Source organism: Peribacillus sp. YIM B13482, assembly GCF_042787975.1.
Classification (GTDB): domain Bacteria; phylum Bacillota; class Bacilli; order Bacillales; family DSM-1321; genus Peribacillus; species Peribacillus simplex_A.
In genome coordinates, this window is the sequence record NZ_JBHZPF010000039.1 from 17,353 (window position 1) to 40,971 (window position 23,619).

General features: G+C 39.6%; 21 protein-coding genes, 1 pseudogene and 1 riboswitch. Of the genes and pseudogenes, 21 read left to right on the plus strand and 1 reads right to left on the minus strand.

The genetic code is table 11. The annotated features are described in order from the left end of the window. Nucleotides 1-101 precede the first annotated feature (101 nt). From ACFX4L_RS17470 to ACFX4L_RS17500, 7 genes and pseudogenes are all read left to right on the plus strand, one after another. Complete coding sequence (locus ACFX4L_RS17470; RefSeq protein WP_375166223.1) at nt 102-743, plus strand: FMN-dependent NADH-azoreductase; 642 nt, start codon at nt 102-104, stop codon at nt 741-743. A gap of 114 nt (nt 744-857) precedes the next feature. Beyond that, nucleotides 858-2,654, plus strand: a complete 1,797-nt coding sequence (pepF, locus tag ACFX4L_RS17475; RefSeq protein ID WP_284470621.1) for an oligoendopeptidase F — start codon at nt 858-860, stop codon at nt 2,652-2,654. 234 nt (nt 2,655-2,888) lie between these two features. Further along, nucleotides 2,889-5,135, plus strand: coding sequence for an AAA domain-containing protein (locus ACFX4L_RS17480; RefSeq protein ID WP_284470622.1), 2,247 nt, complete (start codon nt 2,889-2,891; stop codon nt 5,133-5,135). Nucleotides 5,136-5,423: 288 nt separating this feature from the next. Next, nucleotides 5,424-6,422 (plus strand): LLM class flavin-dependent oxidoreductase, encoded by a 999-nt coding sequence (locus ACFX4L_RS17485; protein ID WP_377385710.1) that lies wholly within the window; start codon nt 5,424-5,426, stop codon nt 6,420-6,422. A 92-nt stretch (nt 6,423-6,514) separates the two neighbouring features. After that, nucleotides 6,515-7,537, plus strand: coding sequence for an LLM class flavin-dependent oxidoreductase (locus ACFX4L_RS17490; RefSeq protein ID WP_377405743.1), 1,023 nt, complete (start codon nt 6,515-6,517; stop codon nt 7,535-7,537). 92 nt (nt 7,538-7,629) lie between these two features. Further along, nucleotides 7,630-9,375 (plus strand): aminodeoxychorismate synthase component I, encoded by a 1,746-nt coding sequence (pabB, locus tag ACFX4L_RS17495; RefSeq protein ID WP_377385713.1) that lies wholly within the window; start codon nt 7,630-7,632, stop codon nt 9,373-9,375. Between the two features lie 315 nt (nt 9,376-9,690). After that, nucleotides 9,691-10,301 (plus strand): annotated as a pseudogene (locus tag ACFX4L_RS17500) (D-serine ammonia-lyase); the annotation flags it as partial. 426 nt (nt 10,302-10,727) lie between these two features. Here the strand turns inward: ACFX4L_RS17500 and pdxR are convergent. After that, a complete protein-coding gene (pdxR, locus tag ACFX4L_RS17505; RefSeq protein WP_089364658.1) occupies nt 10,728-12,122 on the minus strand; it encodes a MocR-like pyridoxine biosynthesis transcription factor PdxR in 1,395 nt (464 codons plus the stop codon). 133 nt (nt 12,123-12,255) lie between these two features. Between pdxR and pdxS the strand changes: the two genes are divergently transcribed. The 14 genes from pdxS (at nt 12,256) to ACFX4L_RS17575 (ending at nt 23,582) form a co-directional block, all read left to right on the plus strand. After that, nucleotides 12,256-13,143, plus strand: a complete 888-nt coding sequence (gene pdxS / locus ACFX4L_RS17510) for a pyridoxal 5'-phosphate synthase lyase subunit PdxS (protein WP_089364659.1) — start codon at nt 12,256-12,258, stop codon at nt 13,141-13,143. Nucleotide 13,144: 1 nt separating this feature from the next. Beyond that, nucleotides 13,145-13,744 carry a pyridoxal 5'-phosphate synthase glutaminase subunit PdxT gene (gene pdxT, locus ACFX4L_RS17515; protein ID WP_061463386.1) on the plus strand — a complete coding sequence of 200 codons (600 nt, stop codon included), beginning with the start codon at nt 13,145-13,147 and terminating at the stop codon, nt 13,742-13,744. Between the two features lie 166 nt (nt 13,745-13,910). Then, nucleotides 13,911-14,657: an SDR family NAD(P)-dependent oxidoreductase gene (locus ACFX4L_RS17520; RefSeq protein ID WP_089364661.1), complete on the plus strand. Its 747-nt coding sequence runs from the start codon at nt 13,911-13,913 to the stop codon at nt 14,655-14,657. Nucleotides 14,658-14,791: 134 nt separating this feature from the next. Further along, nucleotides 14,792-15,379: a TetR/AcrR family transcriptional regulator gene (locus ACFX4L_RS17525; RefSeq protein WP_089364662.1), complete on the plus strand. Its 588-nt coding sequence runs from the start codon at nt 14,792-14,794 to the stop codon at nt 15,377-15,379. 225 nt (nt 15,380-15,604) lie between these two features. Further along, nucleotides 15,605-16,138, plus strand: a complete 534-nt coding sequence (ssuE, locus tag ACFX4L_RS17530) for an NADPH-dependent FMN reductase (RefSeq protein WP_284470628.1) — start codon at nt 15,605-15,607, stop codon at nt 16,136-16,138. Nucleotides 16,139-16,417: 279 nt separating this feature from the next. After that, nucleotides 16,418-16,524: riboswitch (SAM riboswitch) on the plus strand. Between the two features lie 198 nt (nt 16,525-16,722). Beyond that, the gene (locus ACFX4L_RS17535) at nt 16,723-16,839 is read left to right on the plus strand and encodes a YezD family protein (RefSeq protein WP_375166291.1); all 117 of its coding nucleotides are present in this window, start codon (nt 16,723-16,725) and stop codon (nt 16,837-16,839) included. A gap of 186 nt (nt 16,840-17,025) precedes the next feature. Continuing rightward, nucleotides 17,026-17,730 carry a phosphoadenylyl-sulfate reductase gene (locus ACFX4L_RS17540; RefSeq protein ID WP_250211839.1) on the plus strand — a complete coding sequence of 235 codons (705 nt, stop codon included), beginning with the start codon at nt 17,026-17,028 and terminating at the stop codon, nt 17,728-17,730. Nucleotides 17,731-17,760: 30 nt separating this feature from the next. Further along, nucleotides 17,761-18,909 carry a sulfate adenylyltransferase gene (gene sat / locus ACFX4L_RS17545; RefSeq protein WP_377385720.1) on the plus strand — a complete coding sequence of 383 codons (1,149 nt, stop codon included), beginning with the start codon at nt 17,761-17,763 and terminating at the stop codon, nt 18,907-18,909. Nucleotides 18,910-18,952: 43 nt separating this feature from the next. Beyond that, nucleotides 18,953-19,552 carry an adenylyl-sulfate kinase gene (gene cysC / locus ACFX4L_RS17550; RefSeq protein ID WP_284470629.1) on the plus strand — a complete coding sequence of 200 codons (600 nt, stop codon included), beginning with the start codon at nt 18,953-18,955 and terminating at the stop codon, nt 19,550-19,552. 16 nt (nt 19,553-19,568) lie between these two features. Then, nucleotides 19,569-21,194 (plus strand): nitrite/sulfite reductase, encoded by a 1,626-nt coding sequence (locus ACFX4L_RS17555; RefSeq protein WP_284470630.1) that lies wholly within the window; start codon nt 19,569-19,571, stop codon nt 21,192-21,194. 20 nt (nt 21,195-21,214) lie between these two features. Beyond that, nucleotides 21,215-21,430, plus strand: coding sequence for a DUF3906 family protein (locus ACFX4L_RS17560; RefSeq protein WP_061463378.1), 216 nt, complete (start codon nt 21,215-21,217; stop codon nt 21,428-21,430). Between the two features lie 19 nt (nt 21,431-21,449). Beyond that, nucleotides 21,450-22,226, plus strand: a complete 777-nt coding sequence (cobA, locus tag ACFX4L_RS17565) for a uroporphyrinogen-III C-methyltransferase (protein ID WP_284470631.1) — start codon at nt 21,450-21,452, stop codon at nt 22,224-22,226. Then, nucleotides 22,226-22,987, plus strand: coding sequence for a sirohydrochlorin chelatase (locus ACFX4L_RS17570; RefSeq protein WP_061463376.1), 762 nt, complete (start codon nt 22,226-22,228; stop codon nt 22,985-22,987). The genes cobA and ACFX4L_RS17570 overlap by 1 nt, the downstream gene beginning before the upstream one ends. Then, on the plus strand, nt 22,968-23,582 hold the full coding sequence (locus ACFX4L_RS17575; protein ID WP_284470632.1) for an NAD(P)-binding protein: 615 nt from the start codon (nt 22,968-22,970) through the stop codon (nt 23,580-23,582). Before ACFX4L_RS17570 ends, ACFX4L_RS17575 begins: the two co-directional genes overlap by 20 nt. The last annotated feature ends 37 nt before the right edge of the window (nt 23,583-23,619 follow it).

Sequence of the window (23,619 nt, forward strand, 5' to 3'; positions counted from 1 at the left end):
ATGTGAATGTAGTAATTGCAGTTAATTCGAGATATATGGATTGAATATTTATTTTGAAACTGTACTATTTTTTCATGGCAAATATATAAAAAAATTAACTATTGGGGGAACTGACAATGTCTAAAGTATTATTTGTTAAATCAAATGACCGTCCAGCGGATCAAGCCATTAGCGTGAAAATGTATGAAGCTTTTTTGAACACATACAAGGAAGCGAATAGTAACGATGAAGTAACTGAATTGGACTTATTTAAACTGAACTTACCATACTATGGAAATACAGCAATTACTGCCCTTTATAAACGCAGCCAAGGTATGGAATTGACTGAGGAAGAAGTGGAGATTGCTGATATCGTGCAACAATACTTGAATCAATTCCTTGCTGCCGACAAAGTGGTATTTGCCTTCCCACTATGGAACGCAACTGTACCAGCTCCACTTGTAACATATATTTCTTATCTTGCCCAAGCGGGTACAACTTTTAAATACACTGCTGAAGGCCCAGTTGGTCTTATTCCTGAGAAAAAAGTGGCTGTACTTAATGCTCGCGGATCGGATTATGCTTTACCTGGAATGGAAGCTGCTGAAATGGCAGTGAAATACGTAACGATGAATTTAAAATTATGGGGCATAACGAACCCGGAAACAGTTGTTATCGAGGGACATAATCAATATCCAGACCGTACACAGGATATCGTTGCAGCAGGATTGGCAAAGGTTGCTGAAACTGCAGCAAAATTCTAATTGATAAAAAAGAAAACCAGTATGTATTTTTAGCATACTGGTTTTTCTATGCAGATTTTTCTGAAAGTCGATTATAATAAAGGGTAAGCCTATAAGCCTGAAAGGAAGTGTCATATGCAAACGTTTAAATCACGTGATGAAATCAAAGAAGAAGAAACATGGAACTTAAAGGATATTTACGATGATCAGGCCAATTGGGAAAAAGATTATCAAGAAGTCCTTAGGATGACAGAAAAATTAAAAACTTATGATGGGCATATTCAGTCTGCTAAAGATTTGTTCGAGTATTTACGATTAAGTGAGGAACTCGGCTACATTTATAACAAGCTATATGTATATGCCATGCTACAAACAGATTTGGATACACGGGTTACCTCATCGCAGGCATTACAAGATAGAGCAGGTCAGTTAGGGCAAAAAATTAGTAATGCATCTGCCTTTTTCATGCCATTTCTTTTGAGTCTTGAAGAACAAACATTAAAAGGGTACATAAAAGAAATCGAGGGCTTAAAATATTTTGAAGAAGATCTACTGGATTCCTATCGCTATAAATCCCATGTGTTAACGAAAGAACAAGAAGAGGTCCTTTCTCAAGTAGGCGAAGCCTTTTCAGCACCACAAAAAACGTTCGGGATGATCAACAATGCTGATATTAAATTTGGGGAAGTCACGAATGAAGACGGCGAAAGGGTTGAGCTTACACGAGGAATGTATTCCAAATTGATTGAACACGATGATCGTGATAAGAGAAAAGAGGCGTATATCGCATATTATCAGCCATATGTACAGTTGAAAAATACCATCGCTTCCACACTTTCTACGGCAATCAAGAATAATGTGAATCTTTCAAAACTAAGAAATTATCCATCTGCCTTGGAAAAATCCTTATTCGGAGATCAGGTTCCAAAAGAAGTATATGATAATTTGATTATGTCTACTAAACAAAATATCGGACCCATGCATAAATACATCAATTTAAGAAAAAAATTGCTCGGTGTAGAAGAACTACGTGCATATGATTTAAGTATACCATTGGTCGAAGGTGCTAAAGAGGAGATTTCTTACGATGATGGATTTGCTTTGATGATGGAAGCATTGAAACCTCTTGGCGAAGAATATATCACAATTCTGAAAACCTTTAAGGAAAAAAGATACATCGACGTCAGGGAAACACCTGGAAAACGTTCAGGCGCTTATAATTTAGGACTTTATGGTGTTCATCCTTTCATCTTATTAAATCACCGTGATGATTTAGACAGTGTATTTACACTTGCACATGAATCCGGACATGGCATGCATTCATACTATAGCTCAAAGTACCAGCCGCAAATAAGTGCAGGGTATTCCATTTTTGTTGCTGAAGTTGCGTCCACAGTGAATGAAATCCTGCTGATTCGCCATTTAATTAAAACAACAAAAGACGTGAAAAAGAAAAAACACTTACTCAACCATTTCATAGATAGTTTTAAAGGAACATTCTTCACACAGGTGATGTTTGCGGAATTTGAAAAGATCGTACATGAAAAAGCTGAAAATGATGAGCCTCTAAATGTCGAGGTTTTTAACACAGCTTATGAATCGATATTCCGTGCTTATAATGGAGATGAGATAATTTTTGATGAAGAAGTGAAGTTTGGCTGGTCACGCATCCCACACTTTTATCGTCCGTTTTACGTCTACAAATATGCCACTGGTTACGTTTCAGCAATTACAATCGCAGATAAGATCCTTTCTGGGGACCAAAAAACTCTTGAAAGTTATTTGACCTTCTTGAAAAGCGGGAGTTCCGATTTCCCATTGGAGCTGCTTAAGAAAACAGGCGTAGATTTGACTAAACCTGATCCAATCGAAAACGCAATGAGGATTTTCAGTGATCTTGTCGACGAATTCACAGAGTTGTCAGAGGGCTAATCTAAACCATTTCTTCCAAAAGAGCCCATGGTGTGTCTGTTATAAAAATGCTATAGTTACACTATTGGCGTATGAGAGGCCCAATCTTTTGATTGGGCCTTCTTTTATATGGTAAAAAAACAGGTGCCTTTGTAAACAATTCCATATGGACAGTAAATTATTTTACATCAGAGCCTAGCCACTGGGCCAGCTTCTTAATACTTCAATGGCATATTTTGTGAGGAAAGTGAAAAAATGAATTCAACAGTTAATTTTATAAAAGAATGGCAGCAGGCACTTCAGCTTGAAATCCTGCATTTAAAAAAATATGGCAGCACAAAATACCTGGTTTCGAACGGTCATCTGCTTACAAGTGACGGTTCTTTCAGCTATTATTTTGAAACAGGTTCATCGATAAAAGTTCCTGTCGGTTCCGTCGTTCGACTTGAATGGGGAGGAATTAAACAGGATGGCAGGATTCTCTCATCGGAAGGGAAAAGTATAATCATTGTTTTTGATCGCTCGTTAGGCGATATGATCGGCGAAGCCTTTTTATACCATGATCCATGGGAATTGCTTGAACAATTGATTATCCGCTTGGACGAAATCAAGAGAAGCAAAAAGAAAAGGCTTCGGATAAAACGCCTGATGGATCCGTCCATGCCGCAAAAACATCCTGTAAATGAAAAATTAAGCAGTGTGAAAGAATTATATGCCCGCTCGAAGTTCAATCCTGTCACATTTGTCTGGGGTCCACCTGGAACAGGAAAAACCTATACATTGGCACGTACGGTGGCCAATCATTATTTACAAGATAAAAAAGTGCTGGTCTTGTCCCATAGCAACCAGGCTGTCGATGTTTTGATGGCTGAAATTTCTTCATTCATTAAAAAGAAAGATCTTTTCAAAGAAGGCGATGTGCTTCGCTATGGGTCTCAAATCGGTGAATCCCTTGCCATCCATGATGATATTGTTACGGGGCAACTTTTAGGTAAACATGAACCGGCATTAATTAACGAAAAAGAACAGCTAGCTGAAGAGAAACGTTTATTAAAACATGACTTGGCTGGCTCCTTCAGCAAAAGGGATACGGATCAATTAATCGAGATAGAGAAAAAACTGGCAAAAGTTTTGGAGAAAATACGCCATAAAGAGATGCAATTCGTAAAAGAAGCAAAAATCATCGGAACGACCTTGGCAAAGGCCGCAAATGATGAAACGGTTTATCAAAAGGAGTATGATCTAGTAATTTTGGACGAAGCGAGCATGGCTTACGTACCACAGGTGGCTTTCGCTGCAGCGTTATCCAAACATATTATCGTTTGTGGTGATTTCAAACAATTGCCGCCTATTGCTTCCGCTCGTGATTCCCTTGTGAAACTTTGGCTAAAGGAAGACATCTTTCATCGGGCGGGTGTTGCTCAGTCTGTGGAGGAAGGGGAACTTCATCCTCATTTATTCCTACTAAAAGAACAGCGCCGCATGCATCCGGATATTTCAGCATTCACTAATCGTGTCGTCTATAACAATTTTGTAGGTGATCATGAAAGTGTTGCCACAAGCAGGGAGAGCATAATGCTGGCGGAACCATTTGCCAATAAGGCGGCGGCACTTGTAGATACTAGCTTATCAGGGGAATATTGCATCACGGAACGCACTTCCCACTCGAGAATGAATATATGGCAATTACTTTTATCTTTTCAACTGATTCATGAAGCTTATGTGGGAGGGACAAGGTCAATTGGTTATGTCGCTCCGTATCGTGCTCAGGCAGACTTGATGGAAAAACTATTGGATGATTTATATGCCAAAGAACGGCAAACGGCCGATATCATCGCTGCAACTGTACATCGTTTCCAGGGAAGCGAACGGGAGATGATGATTTTTGACACAGTTGATAGTTATCCGCAAAACAGGGCAGGAATGTTATTGACCGGAAGGGAAAGTGAAAGGCTCATTAACGTTGCAATAACAAGGACTAAGGGTAAGTTCGTACATGTTAGTGACACTTCATTTGTTAACAAACATGTTTATCGCAGCAAAACACTTCGTCAACTTGTCGATCATCAAATTCAAAATGATCAGATTGTGTCAAAGAAAGACATTGGAAAATGGGTTAAACACCAGCACCCGAAATTAAAATGGATGCATGCCCGTAAGTTAGGCGATTTTCTGGAAGATATTGAATCAACAAAACAAGAGTTGGTAATAGCAGTGCCGGATTTGAACAGTTTGTCGGAAGAATGGCAAGAGTTTTTAATGAAACGAAACCCTGCAGTGAAATTGACGATCATATCAGCAAAAAGGAACCCTGATATCATCTCTGATCATTTTATTTGTTCACCAGTTTCCTTTTCCTTTATCATCTTTGATAAACGAGTAATCTGGTTAGGTTTGCCCGTAGAGTCCAATAATCGGATCCAGCCCCCATTTATAGCGGCTCGTTTGGATTCGCAAATAATGGCTGATGAATTACTATCTCAATTCATAAAAAGTGAATAGCTCTGGAAAGGCCCTATATTAGGGCTTTTCTTCATTTTTCAAAGTGTATATTCCCTAAGTGACCTCGATAGAATAAATATTAATAGGAACACCTTCTAAAATAATAATATATTAAACCAAAGACCTCGTCAGAATATATATTCCACTCACAAACTCCAGTCTGGATTCAACTCCATATAATTTCCGCTAAAGGTTGCAAACTAAAATAACAAACCAAGCTTTTCAGGCGACTTTCGGCTAATTATGATTTACCATTACGTTACGAAAGAGAAGAAAGGAGGTAACAAAATGAAACTGGGCATTTTAGATCAATCACCAATTGCAACCGGACAATCAGCACAAGAGGCATTGCAGGCTTCACTGCAACTTGCACAAGAAGGAGATAGACTCGGTTATAGCAGGATCTGGTTAACTGAACATCATGATCTGCCGGGATTGGCATGTTCCGTTCCAGAGGTATTGATAAGCTATATTGGTGCGCAAACAAAAAATATACGAATTGGATCTGGGGCAGTTCTGCTTCCGCATTATAAGCCATATCGGATAGCAGAGATTTATAATATGCTTGCCACCCTATTTCCAGGCAGGGTCGATATGGGCATAGGACGTGCTCCTGGGGGATCTGCCGAAGCTACGATGGCATTATCCGATAATTTTTTGCAGAATGTTTACAAAATGCCTGAACTTGTTCAGGAACTGTTGAATTTTCTTAGAGATGAATTCCCGAAAGAACATTTGTTTTCAAATACCTCTGCTGCTCCTATCCCAAAGGTACCGCCTGAACCGTGGATATTGGGAACAAGCGGGAAAAGTGCAAAACTTGCTGCTGAAAATGGTACTGCATACGCATTTGGTGAATTTATGAGTGAAAATGATGGATTGAAGAGTCTTCAACAGTACCGTGAAAACTTCCAAACAAAAGGTTTTCTTGAAGAGCCAAAAACGATCGTTTCGGTTGCGGCCATATGTGCAGAAACCGAGGAACTTGCGAAAGAAATCGCTCTTAGCAACACCCTATGGAAAATACAAATTGGACAAAGGAACAGAAAACAGGTTCCAAGTATAGAAGAGGTAAGGAATCATGATTGGACTGAAAAAGAAAAAGTACTGATGGAAACCATGCATGAAAAACTGATTTTTGGTACACCTTCTCAAGTGAAGTATCGCCTTTTGGAAATTCAGGAAAAATATCAAGCAGATGAAATAATGCTGATAACCATCACTCATAAATTGGAGGACAGGCTGAATTCTTATCGCTTGATTGCTAAGGAACTCCTTAACAATTAATCCCCTTCGAGCATTTTATGTGCATTTTGTGTGCATTTTCTATATGATGACTTTGCGTCCATTTAATATCATAATTGAAAGAAGTTGAAGATATGAATGCTGATCAACATGGAAAAAAACTTAGCGACATTTCTTTTTCCGTACTGGACCTAGCTTCAATTGTTGAAGGTGGTACAGTTTCGGGAGCTTTTAAAAATACAATAGATTTAGCAAAACATGTGGAACAATGGAACTACAACCGTTTCTGGGTTGCAGAACACCATAGTATGCCTGGGATCGCAAGCTCTGCAACTTCCGTGCTGATAGGATATGTTGCAGGGAAGACAGAAAGAATTCGTGTGGGTTCTGGAGGCATAATGCTACCAAATCATGCACCACTGGTTATCGCAGAACAATTTGGAACATTGGAAGCAATGTATCCCGGTAGAATAGATTTAGGACTGGGGCGCGCTCCGGGAAGCGACCAATATACTGCCATGGCGCTCCGGGGTGATGTGCGTAATAATGGACAGGATTTTCCTGAACAATTGGCGCAGCTCCGCAGTTATTTAGATGCGGATTCTAAACATAATCGTGTTCGGGCCATCCCTGGCGAAGGACAGGACATCCCGATTTGGCTTCTTGGTTCAAGCGGCTTCAGTGCAGCATTATCAGCACAGCTTGGATTGCCATTTTCATTTGCAAGCCATTTTTCCCCTGAAAATACTCAACCGGCTTTAGCTCGTTACCGCAATAATTTCCAACCATCCGACGTTCTCGATAAACCTTATGTGATGGTTGGTGTCAATGTATTTGCAGCTGATACAACTGATGAGGCACAAAGGATTGCCACATCTTATCAACAGCAGTTTTTGAATTTGATAAGGAACACACCTGGACAACTTGCTCCTCCAGTTGATACGATGGAAGGCATCTGGACAGAATATGAAAAGGCCATTGTCATGAAACAATTGAATGCCTCCATTATCGGAAATCCGGAAGAGGTAAAAGAGCAGTTACAGACCTTTTTAGATAAAACACAGGCGGATGAAATGATTATAAACTCTGCCATTTATGATCAGAATGCACGCCTTCGTTCTTATGAAATCATTGCAGAAGTTACTGGAATGAAATAAGTGTCAATGAATGAGCTTGCAGATCACTTGTCTGCAAGCTTTTTTATAAAATACATACCGATTGACTCTTTAAACAAAGATAGGAGAGAAGAATGAAACGAGAAGATCCTATATCCTTAATATTTCACTTCACAGATAAACAAGGTGAGAGCAGGCCGCTCTATTTTACGAAGCCGAAAAAAGTGTTTACTGCCCATTCCATTGGGGATGTCCTTCCTCAATTTCAAAAAGTCCAGGAAGCGATCGACCAGGGGCATTATGCAGCGGGATATGTATCCTATGAAGCGGCACCTGCTTTTGAAAAATCTTTTAAAGTAAAAGATGGAGCCAAAATGCCATTATTATGGTTCGGTATTTTTGATAAACCGGAAGAATTCCCTGAAAAAATGCCAGGGGCTTTTAAGTTAGCTGAATGGCAATCAGAAATGGATTCAACAACCTATCATACGGGCTTTCAAAAAATAAAATCCGAAATTGAGAAAGGCAATACGTATCAAGTGAATTATACGATGCGTTTGCAATCCAAGTTCGAAGGGGACGACTTCGCTTTCTTTGATCGCTTGAAGAGAGCTCAACGATCGAATTATAGTGCATATTTGAACGTTGGGACACATCGTATCCTCTCGGCATCACCCGAGTTGTTTTTCCGCTGGGAAGATGATCAGCTAATTACAAGGCCTATGAAAGGAACGGTAAAGCGGGGAACGACACTGAAAATGGATCAATACAATGCAGACTGGTTAGCAGCCTCGGAAAAGAATCAAGCTGAAAACTACATGATTGTGGACCTGCTCAGAAATGATTTGGGAATGATTGCAGAACCAGGAAGCGTCAAGGTTCCAAAACTTAAGGAAATTGAAAAATATCCGACCGTTTGGCAAATGACCTCCACAATAACAGCTGATACGAAACCAGGAACAACAATCATTGATATATTCAAGGCCCTTTTTCCATGTGGTTCGATAACAGGTGCACCTAAAATAAAAACAATGGAAATCATCACTGATATCGAGAATTCACCACGTGAAGTTTATTGCGGTGCAATCGGGTTTATCACCCCTGAATCCGAAGCAGTTTTTAATGTGCCGATTCGTACGGTCGTGATCGAAAAGGAAACAGGTAATGCCGAGTATGGGGTAGGCGGGGGAATCACTTGGGATTCCGAGTTAACCGAAGAATATGACGAAGCCTTTTTAAAGGCCAAATTATTGACGGTGGAAAGGCCTGCTTACGAATTATTGGAATCGATGAAGCTAAGCGATGGCGAATATTATTTGTTGAATGATCATATAGATCGAATGAAACAATCTGCTGATTACTTCAATTATCAGTTCTTTGAAATGAAACTTAGAGATGAACTCCAAAAGTATGCGGATTTAAACCAAGGCAAATTGCAAAAGGTAAGGGTACTGCTTAAAGAAAATGGTGAAATGGAAGTTTCCGGACAAGCAATTAAGCCGCTTGATTCAGAATTAACGGCTATCTTGGCTGAAACTCCAATATCAAGTGGAAATCCCTTTCTTTGTCATAAGACGACTAATCGTGATGTATATGAAGGCTTTCAAAAGAATAATCCTGACTTCGTTGACGTTCTACTTTGGAATGAAGAAGGATTCATCACGGAATTCACGAACGGGAATGTAGTGGTGAAGATAAATGGTGACTACTATACCCCTCCTGTGGAATCAGGTCTGCTCGCTGGAACTTTTCGTCAAGAATTAATAAGGAAGAAGGAAATCAAGGAAAAGCCCATTTTAAAAACTGACCTTAATAGCGCTGAGGAAATTTGGTTTATTAATAGTGTGCGAGGGAAATTAAAAGTGAATTTGACATTCTAAGCTGATTTTCCCTAAAAAAATGATTAATCTCCATGGCAGTTTGTTGCGTTATAGCAGATGATGAATACTGTTTTTATACATATTCTAAGAGGGACTGCTATGGAGAAGCAAAAAATCGCAGGTTTTATCGATGACGGAGTGGAAGGCGAAAGATCCATTACTTTAAAATCTTATAAAGATGGATGGAAGTCTTCTTGCTGAATCCAGATTACGGAGCCGTTCAAGAAGATCCAATCGTCCAAGCGGAACAGAGTTAAATCGGCAGAGGACAGATTGGATAGGTTCGCAAATTATATTGTTAATGCCTTTCGTAACGTCCATATGTCGGTAGATGGCAAACAGTGGAAAAAGGAAAAATTGACAAGTCTTGGTGTCATTGTAAAAGTATATGATGATGATAGTAAAGCTGTAAGAAGGCCGTTATGAAGCTCACTTAATCCCGATTGCCATTTTATTGATGATGAAAATTCAATGGTTCTGCTGCTCGGTTACGCGGCGGCTGCAACACGCCAGAAGAATCAGCTGAAAGATATGCCAATTCCAATTGACGAAGATCACCCTTTATTTGTGTACTTACCATGCGGTGTCGGCGGTGGTCCCGGTGGTCCCGGTGGTATCAAATATGAGCTCAAGCTGGCCTTCGAGGATGATGTTCATTGTTTTTTGCAGAGCCGACGTATTCACCATGCATGACGCCCGGATTGATGACAGGTCTTCATGATAAAGTCTCGGCACAGGAATTTGGAATCGATAATTTGATTAAAGCGGATGGACTGGCTGTCGGAAGGCCTTCAGGATTAGATTCCAGTATGATGACTTCCATGTTACTGCTGGATAAAATGAACCAGTCCACACATATCATCTGGGCGACAGGTGGTAGCATGGTACCAAAGGATATGTTGGAACAATATTTATCTAATAGTTAAAAAAAGAAGTTCACGACAGTGAACTTCTCAGACTGTAGACAAACTCGAAGAAAAGCGAGTTTGCCTGCAGTATTTTTTTAAAAAAACGTCTCAGTTGTTTTCAGCCGGAGCAAATATTCGGCCGTACACCGTACTTTTTCGTCCTACATCGCACTTTATTCGACCGTTCCGCATTATTCGGATTCCGTAGCATTCTTTTTGCGGTCCACATATTGAAATAGGCTTCTTCCCGCCGGTTCCTTGCCAAGCTCCTCACCGCAAGCATCTAGCGGTGAGGAGGCTCCAGACTTTTGGCAGGAGTGTCGCAAAATTCCTCAATTTGGTTTCATCACAAATAAAAGTCTTATATTAAAATCATGAAAGGGAATCGGGATGAGAGCATTCCGAACCCCATTTTAATCGACAAACTTAAAGAAGTTCACGTCTTCATAAACCCCATGATTTCAATAAAAGGTGAATGGCCTTTTCCAATTCATCTTCAGGAATCCCCGCGAAGCCCAAAATGATTTTTGGAGGATTTTCGTCAATTTTTTCGATTGAATATGTGGAAAGTCCATATATTTTAATATGGTCTTTGTTTGCCTTTTGAATAAGTGTCTGTTCGTCCATGCCGTTCTTAACGATGAGAACGATATGTAATCCTGAGCGTTCACCAATGATGTTTATTTGCTCATGGGGTTTAAACAGATCGATCACTTTATCCAACTTGCGCCTGTAAACTTTCCTCATCCGATTTAAATGCTTTTCGAAATCCCCTTCCTTCATGAACTGTGTCAACACATGTTGATCAATCCGTGAAACGCTTGAATGGTAAAAGGATAATTCCTGTTGATGCATTTGTAACAATGGGGCGGGAAGAACCATATAACTGATCCGAATTGATGGCATCAAAGATTTGGAGAATGATCCTAAGTAAATCACCTTTTCACCAGCATCCATACTTTGTAAGGAAGGAATTGTTTTTCCACTATAACGAAATTCACTATCATAATCGTCTTCGATAATATAGCGGTTTGCTGCACCTTGAGCCCAGTTCAACAATCGAGTCCGTCTGTTAACAGATAGGATTGTCCCATAGGGGAAGTGATGTGATGGAGTGACATACACTACGTCGATCTTTGAATTCTCAATTGGGTTGACCTTTACGCCTTCTTCATCAATTTGCAGTGGATGGACTTCATTTGGGTAGCTGCGTAATATCCGGTGAATCAAGTGATACCCTGGATCTTCAACACCATAAATGGTATTTTTATCGAAAAGAAGGACAAGCTGCTGCAATAAAATTTCCATTCCTGCACCAATGATGATCTGTTCGGGAACGCATTGAACTCCGCGTGCATGATACAAATAATGGGCAATTTCACATCGTAATTCATATTCTCCTTGAGAATCCCCCAGTAAAAGAAGTTCTTGATGTGCTTCATCAATTTTATTTTTCGTGTATTTTCTCCATTTTTCAAAAGGGAAGTTTTCCGTGTCAATTTGGCTGGGATGAAAATGATACAACACTTCCCCTTCTTTATCATTAATTTTTTCCAAGGAAACTTGGTTGGTTTGTGTATACTCTAGATCCTCAAATGTTTGAATATAGTAACCTTTTCTTGGTATGACTTCAACGTATCCTTCAGCAGTTAATTGTTCATATGCAGTCTCGACAGTGTTTTGACTAATCTGAAGGAACTCTGCCAATTTACGTTTGGAGGGCAGTTTTGTGCCGTAAAGTAGACGGCCATCAATGATTTCTTTTTTAATATGTGAATATAATTGTTCGTACAAAGGAACTTCACTAAATCGATTTAAATCACAAGTTAGCATATTCATTTTGTTTCCACCTTTTTAGATAAAATTAACTGAACCCATTAAATTTATTAAAACTGACACTTTCAATGCGGTCAACATTTTTTTATACTAAGCCTAACAAATCTAAAAAATGCAAATATTAGGGGGAAGAGAAATGGAAAAATTATTAGGAACTGACACAGTAAAAAGAGGAATGGCACAAATGCAAAAAGGTGGCGTAATTATGGACGTCATTAATGCAGAACAAGCAAAAATCGCTGAAGCATCAGGTGCTGTTGCAGTCATGGCATTGGAAAGGGTTCCTTCAGATATTCGTGCTGCTGGTGGAGTAGCAAGAATGGCGGATCCGCGAATCGTTGAGGAAGTAATGAATGCTGTATCTATCCCGGTCATGGCTAAAGCAAGGATTGGCCATATTGTTGAATCAAGGATTCTGGAATCCATGGGAGTGGATTATATCGATGAAAGTGAAGTGCTGACTCCTGCCGATGAAGAATATCATATTTTAAAAAGTGATTTCACAGTTCCTTTCGTTTGTGGTTGCCGTGATTTAGGCGAAGCTTCACGCCGTATTGGCGAAGGAGCATCGATGCTTCGTACAAAAGGAGAACCAGGTACGGGTAATATTGTGGAAGCTGTGCGTCATATGAGAAAGGTACAGTCCCAAATTCGTAAAGTGAGCATCATGAGTGATGATGAATTAATGACTGAAGCAAAAAATATCGGTGCCCCTTTCGAAATTTTAAGAGAAATCAAACGGACAGGAAAATTGCCTGTAGTTAACTTTGCTGCTGGCGGAATTGCCACTCCAGCAGATGCAGCGCTTATGATGGAATTGGGAGCAGATGGCGTATTCGTGGGATCTGGTATTTTTAAATCAGAGAATCCAGAAAAATTCGCTTCGGCAATCGTTCAAGCTACTACATATTTCACCGATTATGAGTTGATTGGCCGGTTGTCCAAAGAGTTGGGCAGTGCAATGAAAGGAATTGATATTTCTAAACTAGCTCCAGCAGAACGGATGCAGGAACGTGGATGGTAATATGATAACTATCGGTGTTTTGGGATTACAGGGTGCAGTCGAAGAACACTTGAACCAAATCAAAGCTGCCGGCCAACAAGCAATAATAGTAAAAAAACCCGAACAGTTGCATGAAATCGATGGCTTAATCATTCCAGGCGGAGAAAGCACTACGATGAGAAAGCTAATGGATCGATACGGATTTATGGAACCGATCAAAACTTTCTTCGAACATAAAAAACCTATTTTCGGTACATGTGCGGGGATGGTATTGGCGGCCAAAGAATTGAATGGTGATGAGAAGGCCTATCTTGAACTAATGGACATTTCCGTGAAAAGAAACGGGTTTGGCCGCCAAAGGGATAGTTTCGAGGCCGAACTATCAATCAAAGGACTGGAAGAACCTTTTAAGGCAGTTTTCATCCGGGCGCCATTCGCGGATGGTATTGGAGAAGATGTGGAGATATTGGCTGTTTATGAAGAGAATGTTGTGGCTGCGAGACAAGAACATGTCCTTGTCAGTGCTTTTCATCCAGAATTAACAGGGGATGATCGTTTCATGCAGCTTTTCATAGAAATGGTGAAGACATCCATATTTAAAGAAGAATTGAAAACCTGTTAACCAAAGTAAAAGCTATCCTAATGATAGGACAGCTTTTACTTTTATGCATTATTGACTGAAAGTGATTAAAATAATATATTGCTTGAATTTACTATTCTATAGTTCTATAATAAAAAAAGTAAGTATTTACTTACATTTTTATTTTGGCTTTGAAAGGGGAATGTATATGACAGCAAGAGTTGCAGTTATTACAGGAGGAGCAAGCGGAATTGGCCGAGCAGCATGCTTGAAATTCGCAGAAAAAGGGGACAAGGTCGTTGTTGCGGATTTTAATGATGAAATGGGACAGGAAACCGTTGAACGGATTAAAGCGGATGGCGGAGAGGCCATTTATGTAAAAACGGATGTTTCTAAGCTTGAAGAGGTTGAAGCGTTAATCAATAAAGCGGTGGAAGCATACGGAAGGATCGATATCATGTTTAATAATGCCGGCATCGGGGGCGGTGGGATGATCCTCGATCAAGATATGGAAGGGTACTTCAAAACGATTGGTGTGAACCAGCATGGAGTGGCCTTTGGAATCATGGCAGCGGGACGAAAAATGAAGGAACTAGGTAACAATGGTGTCATTATAAATACAGCCTCTGTGTTTGGCTACTTAGCTTCCCACGGGACTTTCGCCTATCAAGCGTCTAAAGGCGCCGTAAGGATGATGACACAGACAGCTGCTTTGGAATTGGGTGCTTACGGAATACGCGTAGTGGGCATTGCACCAGGGGGTGTTGACACTCCAATCATACAAGGCTATAAGGATATGGGAATCATCGATAAATTGCATGCAAGTCAAATGCGCGGTAAATTAATTAAGCCAGAAGCAATCGCAAATGCTGTCTATCTATTATCTTTGGAAGAAGCGGATGCAATTAATGGAAGTGTAGTCATGGTTGATGATGGCTATGCATCTTTTAAATGATTTTCTATATATGATATTTGGGAATATTGATTTCTATAGATCAAAGGTAATATTGACCGATTAGCACCATCGAGATATCATGGGAAATAGATTGGTGAAACCGGTCTTATCTTTATAAAAGAAGGTTGATATTTTTGAAAAAAGGGCAGCAAACCAAAGAACGAATCATAAATGTAGCCCGGACGCTTTTTGCCACCAAAGGTTTTGACATGACAAGAACGAATGAAATTGCCTCTGCATGCAATGTTTCCGAAGCTACTATTTATAAATACTTTGAAAGCAAAAAAGATTTGCTTCTGGCTACAATTACTCCTAATGAAAAAGAGGAGTCTGAAGACGGGACTAGCCATCTATCTACGGATGATCTTGTGGAGAATCACGTTTGCACCATGATAAACAAAATTCTGGAAAATAAAGAACAATTTTCGATATTATTTCGGGAAACGCAATTCGATCAAGATATTTCAAAGCAATATGTGGATCAGATTTTCAAGCCGAATGCCAAACATGTAGAAATACAAAAAAGAATAGATAGCGGAGAGATACATTATATTTCTGATATTATTCTATTTAATGTAGGGATCATTTCCTTCACATTGGCGTTATCCACTCATTATGAGATTCATCAACAGAAAAAGGAACCATATTTTACTGCTGAGCGAATTAAGAGCATTGCTCAACTTTTGGTTTATGGTATTCATGGGAAAAACAATCATACATAATAAAACGGTCATATTTAAAGGCATGAGCATCAAGTCGTAAATATGACCGTTTTATTTTTGAATGGGTAGCGATCATTCTTATTGACGAAGTCAATTCGTGAATTAAATAAACAGGAGTGTAAAATTTGACTTATATTTTTCAGACTATTACGATAAATACATACTGCACGATATGACATTATGAGGATTTTATCTGGAAATCATGTAACATGGAGGGGATTTATAATGAGCGAAATCGTAATTTTATCAGGAAGTCCAGCGGTTCCATCAAGAACGGACATATCACTAAAACATATTCAATCTTTAGTTGAAAAAGAAGGATTTACCACAACTTATTACTCAATTACGGAATTCTCAGCAGATGATTTATTCCAGGGGAAATATAATAGTGAAGAAATTTTAAAGCTTTCAGAAAAAATTCAAGAAGCTAGAGGAATTATTATTGGTTCACCTGTATATAAGGCCTCTTACACAGGCATATTGAAAGCCTTGATTGATATGCTGCCAGAAGGAGCTTTTAAGGGAAAGCCAGTGCTGCCAATTATGATTGGCGGAAGTAACAGGCATTTATTGGCGATAGACTACGCGCTTAAACCATTAATTTCAATATTGAAAGGCGAGCCGTTGCAGGGCATATATTTTGTGGATAAGGAAATAGATAAACAGAATTCAGAAAACCCGATTAATGATTTGAATTTAGTGGATCGGGTTCAGAGTCAGGTTCAGGAATTTGTAGAAGCGATTCAATTAAGGAATTAATGGCTGCAAGCTATCGACTTCAACAAAAGGACTGGTATTCGAATATTTTTTTAAAAAATAATTCCAGACGTCAATAATAGGCTAATTAATGAAATAGGCGCATTTTTTTGGAGACTTTAACTAAAAAAATGAGTCTATTTTCGTATTTAAATGAACATAAAATCATTAATGGAATAGTGTGTATAAAAATAACAGTTCATCCAGTATATTAAACCAAGTTAATTTATAAGAAAACTCCATTGACAAGGATTAAATTTATGTTAATATTTAAAATAATAAAACTTATCCAGAGCGACGGAGGGAATTGGCCCTTTGAAGTCCAGCAACCTGCATGATATGCAAGGTGCTACATCCAACAAAATGTTGATCATTTTGGAAGATAAGGTAATGAATATTTACCTTGGAATCTTTCCATCATGGAAAGATTTTTGTTTTTCGAAAAAATTATTGGCAAACCATAGCAATGTAAGGTTGTTAGGAATTATATAAATTTAAGAAATTCGTTTAATCAGCCTCTAAAAAAAGATATTCCGGAATTCCTTAAAGGGGGAACAGGTTTGGATAAAGAGAATCAGCTTGCAGAAATATTTGAACGACTTCAAGAAATGCTTAATTCAATGAAATATGGATCCATTACACTTATTGTCCAAGATGGTAAAATCATTCAAATGGAAAGAAATGAAAAACTAAGAATTAAATAAGGTATCTGCTGACTAGAAAAACTAGAGGCGGGTTTAACTGATATAAAAAGAGTATTGGTTAGATTCGTCTCTTTTTCCTAGGATCATATAACTCGAGAAGATTACAACGGGAATTGATCTACAGTTACTCTAACCTGTGAAACATAGAGCAAGTTCTTAGAGGGGGTAATAAAGTTGGCTGCATTAATAAATTATGAAAATTTCAACACCGGGGATTTACCTGCATTTCCTGAAGATAGTGAGACAAAAGGTGCTTTGGAAGTTCTGCAATGGGCGAATGAACAATATGGAAACAAACTCATTTATGCCTGTAGTTTTGGTATTGAAGGCATCGTGCTTACGGATTTATTGGCGAAGGTCAACCCATCGGCAAAAATTGTTTTCCTGGATACAGATGTACATTTCGAGGAAACTTACCAACTGATCGATCAAGTGAAAAAGAGATATCCAAAGCTTTCGATCGAAATGAAGAAACCTGCCTTGACGCTTGAGGAACAAGCAGCGGAATATGGAGATGAATTATGGGTTAGTGATTCCAATAAGTGTTGTAACATCCGGAAAATCACTCCGCTTACTGATGTGCTTTCAACGGCAACAGCCTGGCTTTCTGGACTGCGGAGGGAGCAATCCGAAACAAGGGCGCTGACCGAGTATATCAACAAGGATAATAAGTTCAAATCGATTAAAATATGTCCACTCATTCATTGGACATGGAAAGATGTTTGGCGTTACGCCCACAAAAATGGACTTCCGTATAATATCCTGCATGATAATGGATATCCGAGCATTGGCTGTAAAACGTGTACGGCACCTGCCATCAATGCCGATGACTTACGCTCAGGCCGTTGGCAAGGTGCGCAAAAAACAGAATGCGGATTGCATTTATCTTAAAATAAATAGAAACCATAGGGGGAAATTAGCATGACAATCAGTCTACCGCACGGAGGAACATTAATCGATCTTTGGGAACCAAAATATGATTTTAGTAAAATAACAAAGTCAATCGAAATTGATGAAATAGCATTAAGTGACCTTGAATTGATAGGCACTGGTGCCTACAGTCCGATTAAAGGATTCTTTACGAAAAGTGATTATGAGACAGTTGTCAAGGATATGAGACTTAGCAGCGGCCATGTTTGGAGCATCCCGATTACGCTGCCTTTGACTGAAAAAGCTGCAGAATCTCTTATTATAGGTGAAGAAGTGAAGCTGACTCATGAGGGTGAAACATATGGGGTCCTCTCCGTTTCTGATATTTTCACTCCCGATAAACAATTGGAAGCGACTTTAGTATATCAAACGGATGATGGGGAGCATCCTGGAGTGAGAAATTTATATAACCGCGGGGATGTATATGTCGGCGGAGAAATAAAATTAGTCAAGAGAATAAAGCGTCCGCTATTTCAAGCCCATTATTTGGACCCAGTTGAGACAAGGAAAGCCTTTGCTGAAAAAGGCTGGGAAACCGTTGTCGGATTCCAAACGAGGAACCCTGTTCACCGTGCGCATGAATACATTCAAAAGACAGCTTTGGAGATTGTCGATGGCTTATTCTTAAACCCTCTTGTAGGGGCCACTAAATCCGATGACATTCCGGCAGATGTACGAATGGAGAGCTATAAAGTGCTGCTTGATAAATATTATCCCAAGGATCGTGTCTCTCTTGCCGTTTTCCCTGCTGCCATGCGTTATGCAGGACCAAGAGAAGCCATTTTCCATGCGATGGTCCGTAAAAATTATGGTTGCACCCATTTTATCGTCGGACGTGATCATGCGGGTGTGGGCGATTATTACGGCACATATGATGCTCAAAAAATCTTTGGGAATTTTAACGCGGATGAATTAGGGATCACACTATTATTCTTTGAACATAGTTTTTACTGTAAAGCATGTGGCAATATGGCTTCAGCTAAAACTTGTCCGCATGGAAAGGAAGACCATGTCATCCTTTCCGGAACGAAGGTAAGGGAAATGTTGCGAAATGGAGAAATTCCTCCAGCTACCTTTAGCCGTAAAGAAGTCATCGAGGTGCTGATCGAAGGTCTAAAAAAGAATGAAGTTTATAACTGATTGGACATAAATTGAAGGATCACATGATGAGGGGGATTATTATATGAGTAAAAGTACGAATGTCACTTGGCATGAAACGTCATTGACCAAGGAGCTCCGCCGGAAGCAGAACGGGCATGATAGCACAGTTCTTTGGTTTACAGGACTCTCGGGTTCCGGAAAATCAACGATTGCTAACGCGGTCGCTAAAGAGTTATATAATCGGAATATTCGAAGTTATGTTTTGGATGGTGATAATATCCGCCATGGTTTAAATAAAGATTTAGGTTTTTCTGAAGAGGATCGAACCGAGAATATCAGGCGGATAGGTGAGGTTTCCAAGCTCTTCGTGGATAGTGGGCAGTTCGTATTGACCGCCTTCATATCACCTTTTAGAGCTGATCGGCAGATTGTACGTGATTTACTCGAAGAAGGCGAGTTTATTGAAGTATACATAAAATGTCCGATCGAAGAGTGCGAAGTGCGTGATCCAAAAGGTCTGTATGACAAGGCGCGTAAGGGAATCATTAAAGACTTTACCGGAATCGACTCTCCATACGAAGAACCTGAACAACCGGAAATCATTTTAGAATCCGACCAATACAGCATTGAAGAATGCGTTGAACAGGTAATCGGCTATTTGACAGCAAAGAAAGCGATCTAATCAAGGAGGAAATGTAATGGTTTACGAGAAATTTTGGTCGGAAAATCCACTAATCGCTAAAAATAAAACGGAAATCTGGAAATTGGAAAAAGACGGATTGAAGATATTCGATGATATTCCACATTACGCTGCAAATGGTTTTGATTCCATTCCTAAAGAGAATTGGGATATGTTCAAATGGGCAGGCCTATACCTGCAACGGCCAAAAGAAGCTGGTTACTGGATGATGCGTGTCGTTATTCCCGGAGGTATCCTGACTTATGATCAACAAATGGCACTAGCTAACATCGCTAAAGATTATGGGAGGGATGTATATGATATTACAACCCGTCAAGCCATTCAATTTCACTGGTTGACCATCGAACAAGTCCCGGATATCTTAAGCCGTTTAGAACAGGTTGGACTGACTACGGCCGGTGCATGCGGTGATATCACACGTAATATCATCGGGAATGCATTAGCTGGCATCGACCCTGACGAAATTTTTGATACACGTGAAGTCCTAAATGATGTATTTGAGTATTTCCGCCTTAACGAAGACTATTCGAACCTTCCAAGGAAATATAAAATGTCCATTAGTGCTAATATCCATAATGCTTCGAATGCTGAAATCAACTGTGTTTCATTCAATCCAGCTACAAAAGAAATTGATGGAGTAATGGAAGTTGGCTTTCACGTAAAAGTGGGCGGGGGGCTTTCCTCCGTTCCGATGCTGGCAGAAGAACTTGACTTATTCATTTTACCTGAAAAAACAGTCGAAGTAGCAGCAGCCATCACGACCATATTCCGTGACTTTGGCTACCGTGAAAAGCGTCATCGCTCCCGATTGAAATTCCTTGTGGCTGACTGGGGTCCTGAACAATTCAAGGAAAAATTGCTGGAATACACGGGGCCGCTTCCTGAAAAGGGAGAAAGTGCAGTGAAGGGATGGAATGCAGGTTATTTCTATGGCATCCATAAACAAAAACAAGATGGTCTGAACTATGTTGGAGTCAATATACCAGTTGGTCGTCTAAATCCAGACGAAGTGATCGAGTTTGCCGAACTTGCGAAGAAATATGGAAATGGTGAAATCCGCAACTGTAATTCTCAAAATTTAATCATTCCAAATGTGCCGGATGCAAAACTTGAGGAATTAAAACAGGAATCCATCTTTGAAAGATTTCCATATCAACCAAAAAAATTCATTGGTTATTCCGTTTCTTGTACAGGCATCGAGTATTGTAACCTGGCACTCGTTGAAACAAAAAAACGAATGAGGACCATTTCTGAAACACTGGACAAGGAAATAGATCTCGATGTGCCTGTAAGGATGCATATGGTCGGTTGTCCGAATAATTGCGGTCAAAGAGCAATCGCCGAAATAGGGCTTCAAGGCATAAAAATGAAAAATCAGGACAAAAAGATGGTCGAAGCTTTTGAGATATACGTCGGAGGAACGCTGAATGAAGGCGGGAAGTTCAATGAAAAACTTAAAGGAAAAGTGGAAGCTGAACAGCTCTATCATGTTCTGAAAGAACTAATCCTATTTTTCAAAGAAACAAAGCTTCTATCCGAAACCTTCCTTGATTTTGTGGAAAGGGTAGGAATAGCAGAGTTACAAAGTAAGCTTGATGATATAATGGCCGAAGTGGCCGTTTAATAGGGGAAGGTAAGCAATTCATGAATCTATACAGATTTGAAGTCACTATCAAGGAAGAGCCAATCCATGTCATCATTGTTGCCGATTCAGATGAAAAGGCGTTTGAACTTGTTGATATCGAGCTGGAAAAGCATTATTTGAAAATGCCTGAGGTGGACGACATCTCATTATACGAAAAAAAGAAAATTAAAAATGGAGCTGGTTTCATTTTATCGGAATTCGAAACGATTCTCTAAGGGAAGGCAGGTTGCATAAATGGGGAAAGTATATCTAGTAGGAGCCGGTCCCGGAGATCCAGATTTAATTACATTAAAAGGATTAAAATGCATTCAAGAAGCTGATGTCATTTTATATGATCGACTTATCAATAAAGATCTATTAAATTATGCAAAAGCCGATGTAGAGTTGATTAATTGCGGTAAACTTCCGGATTACCATTTATTGCAGCAAGATACTATCAATCGTTTCCTGATCAAATATGCAAAAAAGGGAAAAGTCGTCACCCGATTGAAAGGTGGCGATCCATTCGTCTTCGGTAGAGGCGGAGAGGAAGCGGAAGCCCTTGCCACAAGTGGAGTGAGCTTTGAAATTGTACCAGGAATTACAGCTGGAATTGCCGCTACAGCCTATGCAGGAATTCCAGTTACACATAGGGACCACGCATCATCTTTCGCGTTCGTCACCGGTCATCGGAAAAAGGATGAAGAGGATAATATCAAGTGGGAAGCCCTTGCAAAAGGAATCGATACATTAGCCATTTACATGGGTGTTAAAAACCTGCCATATATTCAAGGAAAACTTATGGAGCATGGAAAAAGTCCAGAGACTCCGGTAGCTCTCATCCATTGGGGGACTTTAAAAACACAAAGGACAGCTGTCAGTACCTTGGCTAATGTAGTGGATACGGCCAAAAACGAACAGATTTCGAACCCTTGCATGATAGTCGTGGGCGATGTCGTTAATTTGCGTGAAAAAATTAAATGGTTTGAAGCAAAACAAGCCGAAAATTTGTTGGCAAATGAGGCATTTTAATGGAAGCCATTTTATACATTTGCCATGGAAGCCGCGTTAAAGAAGCTTCAGCCCAAGCCATTGACTTTATTAAAGTTTGTATGGCAGCACAGCCAAATTCCATTCAGGAGTATTGCTTCTTAGAATTGGAAACTCCAACGATAGAAGACGCCTACGAACGGTGTGTACAAAAAGGAGCGACGAAAATCATCGCTATTCCCGTTCTATTGCTGACTGCTGTACATGCAAAATATGATATACCAGTCATATTGAACAAAATGAAAAAACGGTTCCCTGCAGTTGACTTGAGATACGGAAGACCGATTGGTGTCAGTGATAAAATGGTTGACATTTTAGTGGAACGGTTGGAAGAAACAAAAGAGCGGGTTACTGAGGATTCTTTGGTTTTATTGGTCGGAAGGGGCAGCAGTGATCCCGATGTGAAAAGGGATTTAGGCCGAATAGCGGATTTGCTTAGGAACAGGTTTCCTAAAAGCCGGGTCCAGGAATGTTATTTGACAGCTGCCACACCAAGCTTTGAAGAAGCATTGGATTTTGCTGAGGAATCCCGACCAAACCAAGTTTTTATCATTCCTTACCTATTGTTTACTGGTATCTTAATGAAGTCAATCGAAAATAGGCTGAGAAAGATCCAAAAAAAGGGAAGGCAAAAAATCATACTTTGCCGTTACTTAGGTTATCATCCAAAGATTGAACATGCAATATCAGAACGAATTCATGAAGTGAGTGGAGAGGGAGCTTATGTATCCAATTACGCTTAATATCGCGAACAAGAAGTGTGTCATTATCGGCGGTGGAAAAATAGGTTACTTTAAAGCCGGCCCCTTGTTGGAAGCTGGTGCTGAAGTGACCATCGTAAGCCCTGAGATATGCGAGGGATTTCAACTATTGGAAAAAGAAGGCAAGGTTCGAGTTTTACTAAAAGAAGTGGAAGAAACCGACTATAAAGATGCCTTTTTAATCATAGTTGCAACAAACTCTACATTAGTTAATGAACGAGTTTATGAGAATACATCCCAAAGTCAGTTAGTAAACGTAATTAGTAATCATGAGCTGGGTAATTTTCATATTCCGGCTACATTGAATAGAGGCATGCTTTCCATAAGTGTTTCTACCAATGGAGCAAGTCCGACACTGGCAAAAAAAATCCGGAATGACTTAGGGGAAGTATATGATGAGTCATTTGAAGAGTATCTTGAATTCCTTTTTGAAGCAAGGATGATTATTAAGAAGAGTTCATTTTCAAAAGAGGCAAAATCTAAGTTGTTGAAAGAGTCAATAGAGGATGTTTATAAATATTCCCTAAAAGAAAGATATCGTTTTTTAGCTAGGCTTTTGCCAGTAGAAGCTGAATAAGTAAATCATTGGGCTGATCAGAAAAACTGAAGGCACC

Coding starts and splice junctions, on each gene's coding strand:
- pepF (WP_284470621.1), top strand. CDS start 858: ATGCAAACGTTTAAATCACGTGATGAAATCAAAGAAGAAGAAACATGG.
- ACFX4L_RS17480 (WP_284470622.1), top strand. CDS start 2,889: ATGAATTCAACAGTTAATTTTATAAAAGAATGGCAGCAGGCACTTCAG.
- ACFX4L_RS17485 (WP_377385710.1), top strand. CDS start 5,424: ATGAAACTGGGCATTTTAGATCAATCACCAATTGCAACCGGACAATCA.
- ACFX4L_RS17490 (WP_377405743.1), top strand. CDS start 6,515: ATGAATGCTGATCAACATGGAAAAAAACTTAGCGACATTTCTTTTTCC.
- pabB (WP_377385713.1), top strand. CDS start 7,630: ATGAAACGAGAAGATCCTATATCCTTAATATTTCACTTCACAGATAAA.
- pdxR (WP_089364658.1), bottom strand. CDS start 12,122: ATGAATATGCTAACTTGTGATTTAAATCGATTTAGTGAAGTTCCTTTG.
- pdxS (WP_089364659.1), top strand. CDS start 12,256: ATGGAAAAATTATTAGGAACTGACACAGTAAAAAGAGGAATGGCACAA.
- pdxT (WP_061463386.1), top strand. CDS start 13,145: ATGATAACTATCGGTGTTTTGGGATTACAGGGTGCAGTCGAAGAACAC.
- ACFX4L_RS17520 (WP_089364661.1), top strand. CDS start 13,911: ATGACAGCAAGAGTTGCAGTTATTACAGGAGGAGCAAGCGGAATTGGC.
- ssuE (WP_284470628.1), top strand. CDS start 15,605: ATGAGCGAAATCGTAATTTTATCAGGAAGTCCAGCGGTTCCATCAAGA.
- sat (WP_377385720.1), top strand. CDS start 17,761: ATGACAATCAGTCTACCGCACGGAGGAACATTAATCGATCTTTGGGAA.
- cysC (WP_284470629.1), top strand. CDS start 18,953: ATGAGTAAAAGTACGAATGTCACTTGGCATGAAACGTCATTGACCAAG.
- ACFX4L_RS17555 (WP_284470630.1), top strand. CDS start 19,569: ATGGTTTACGAGAAATTTTGGTCGGAAAATCCACTAATCGCTAAAAAT.
- ACFX4L_RS17560 (WP_061463378.1), top strand. CDS start 21,215: ATGAATCTATACAGATTTGAAGTCACTATCAAGGAAGAGCCAATCCAT.
- cobA (WP_284470631.1), top strand. CDS start 21,450: ATGGGGAAAGTATATCTAGTAGGAGCCGGTCCCGGAGATCCAGATTTA.
- ACFX4L_RS17570 (WP_061463376.1), top strand. CDS start 22,226: ATGGAAGCCATTTTATACATTTGCCATGGAAGCCGCGTTAAAGAAGCT.
- ACFX4L_RS17575 (WP_284470632.1), top strand. CDS start 22,968: ATGTATCCAATTACGCTTAATATCGCGAACAAGAAGTGTGTCATTATC.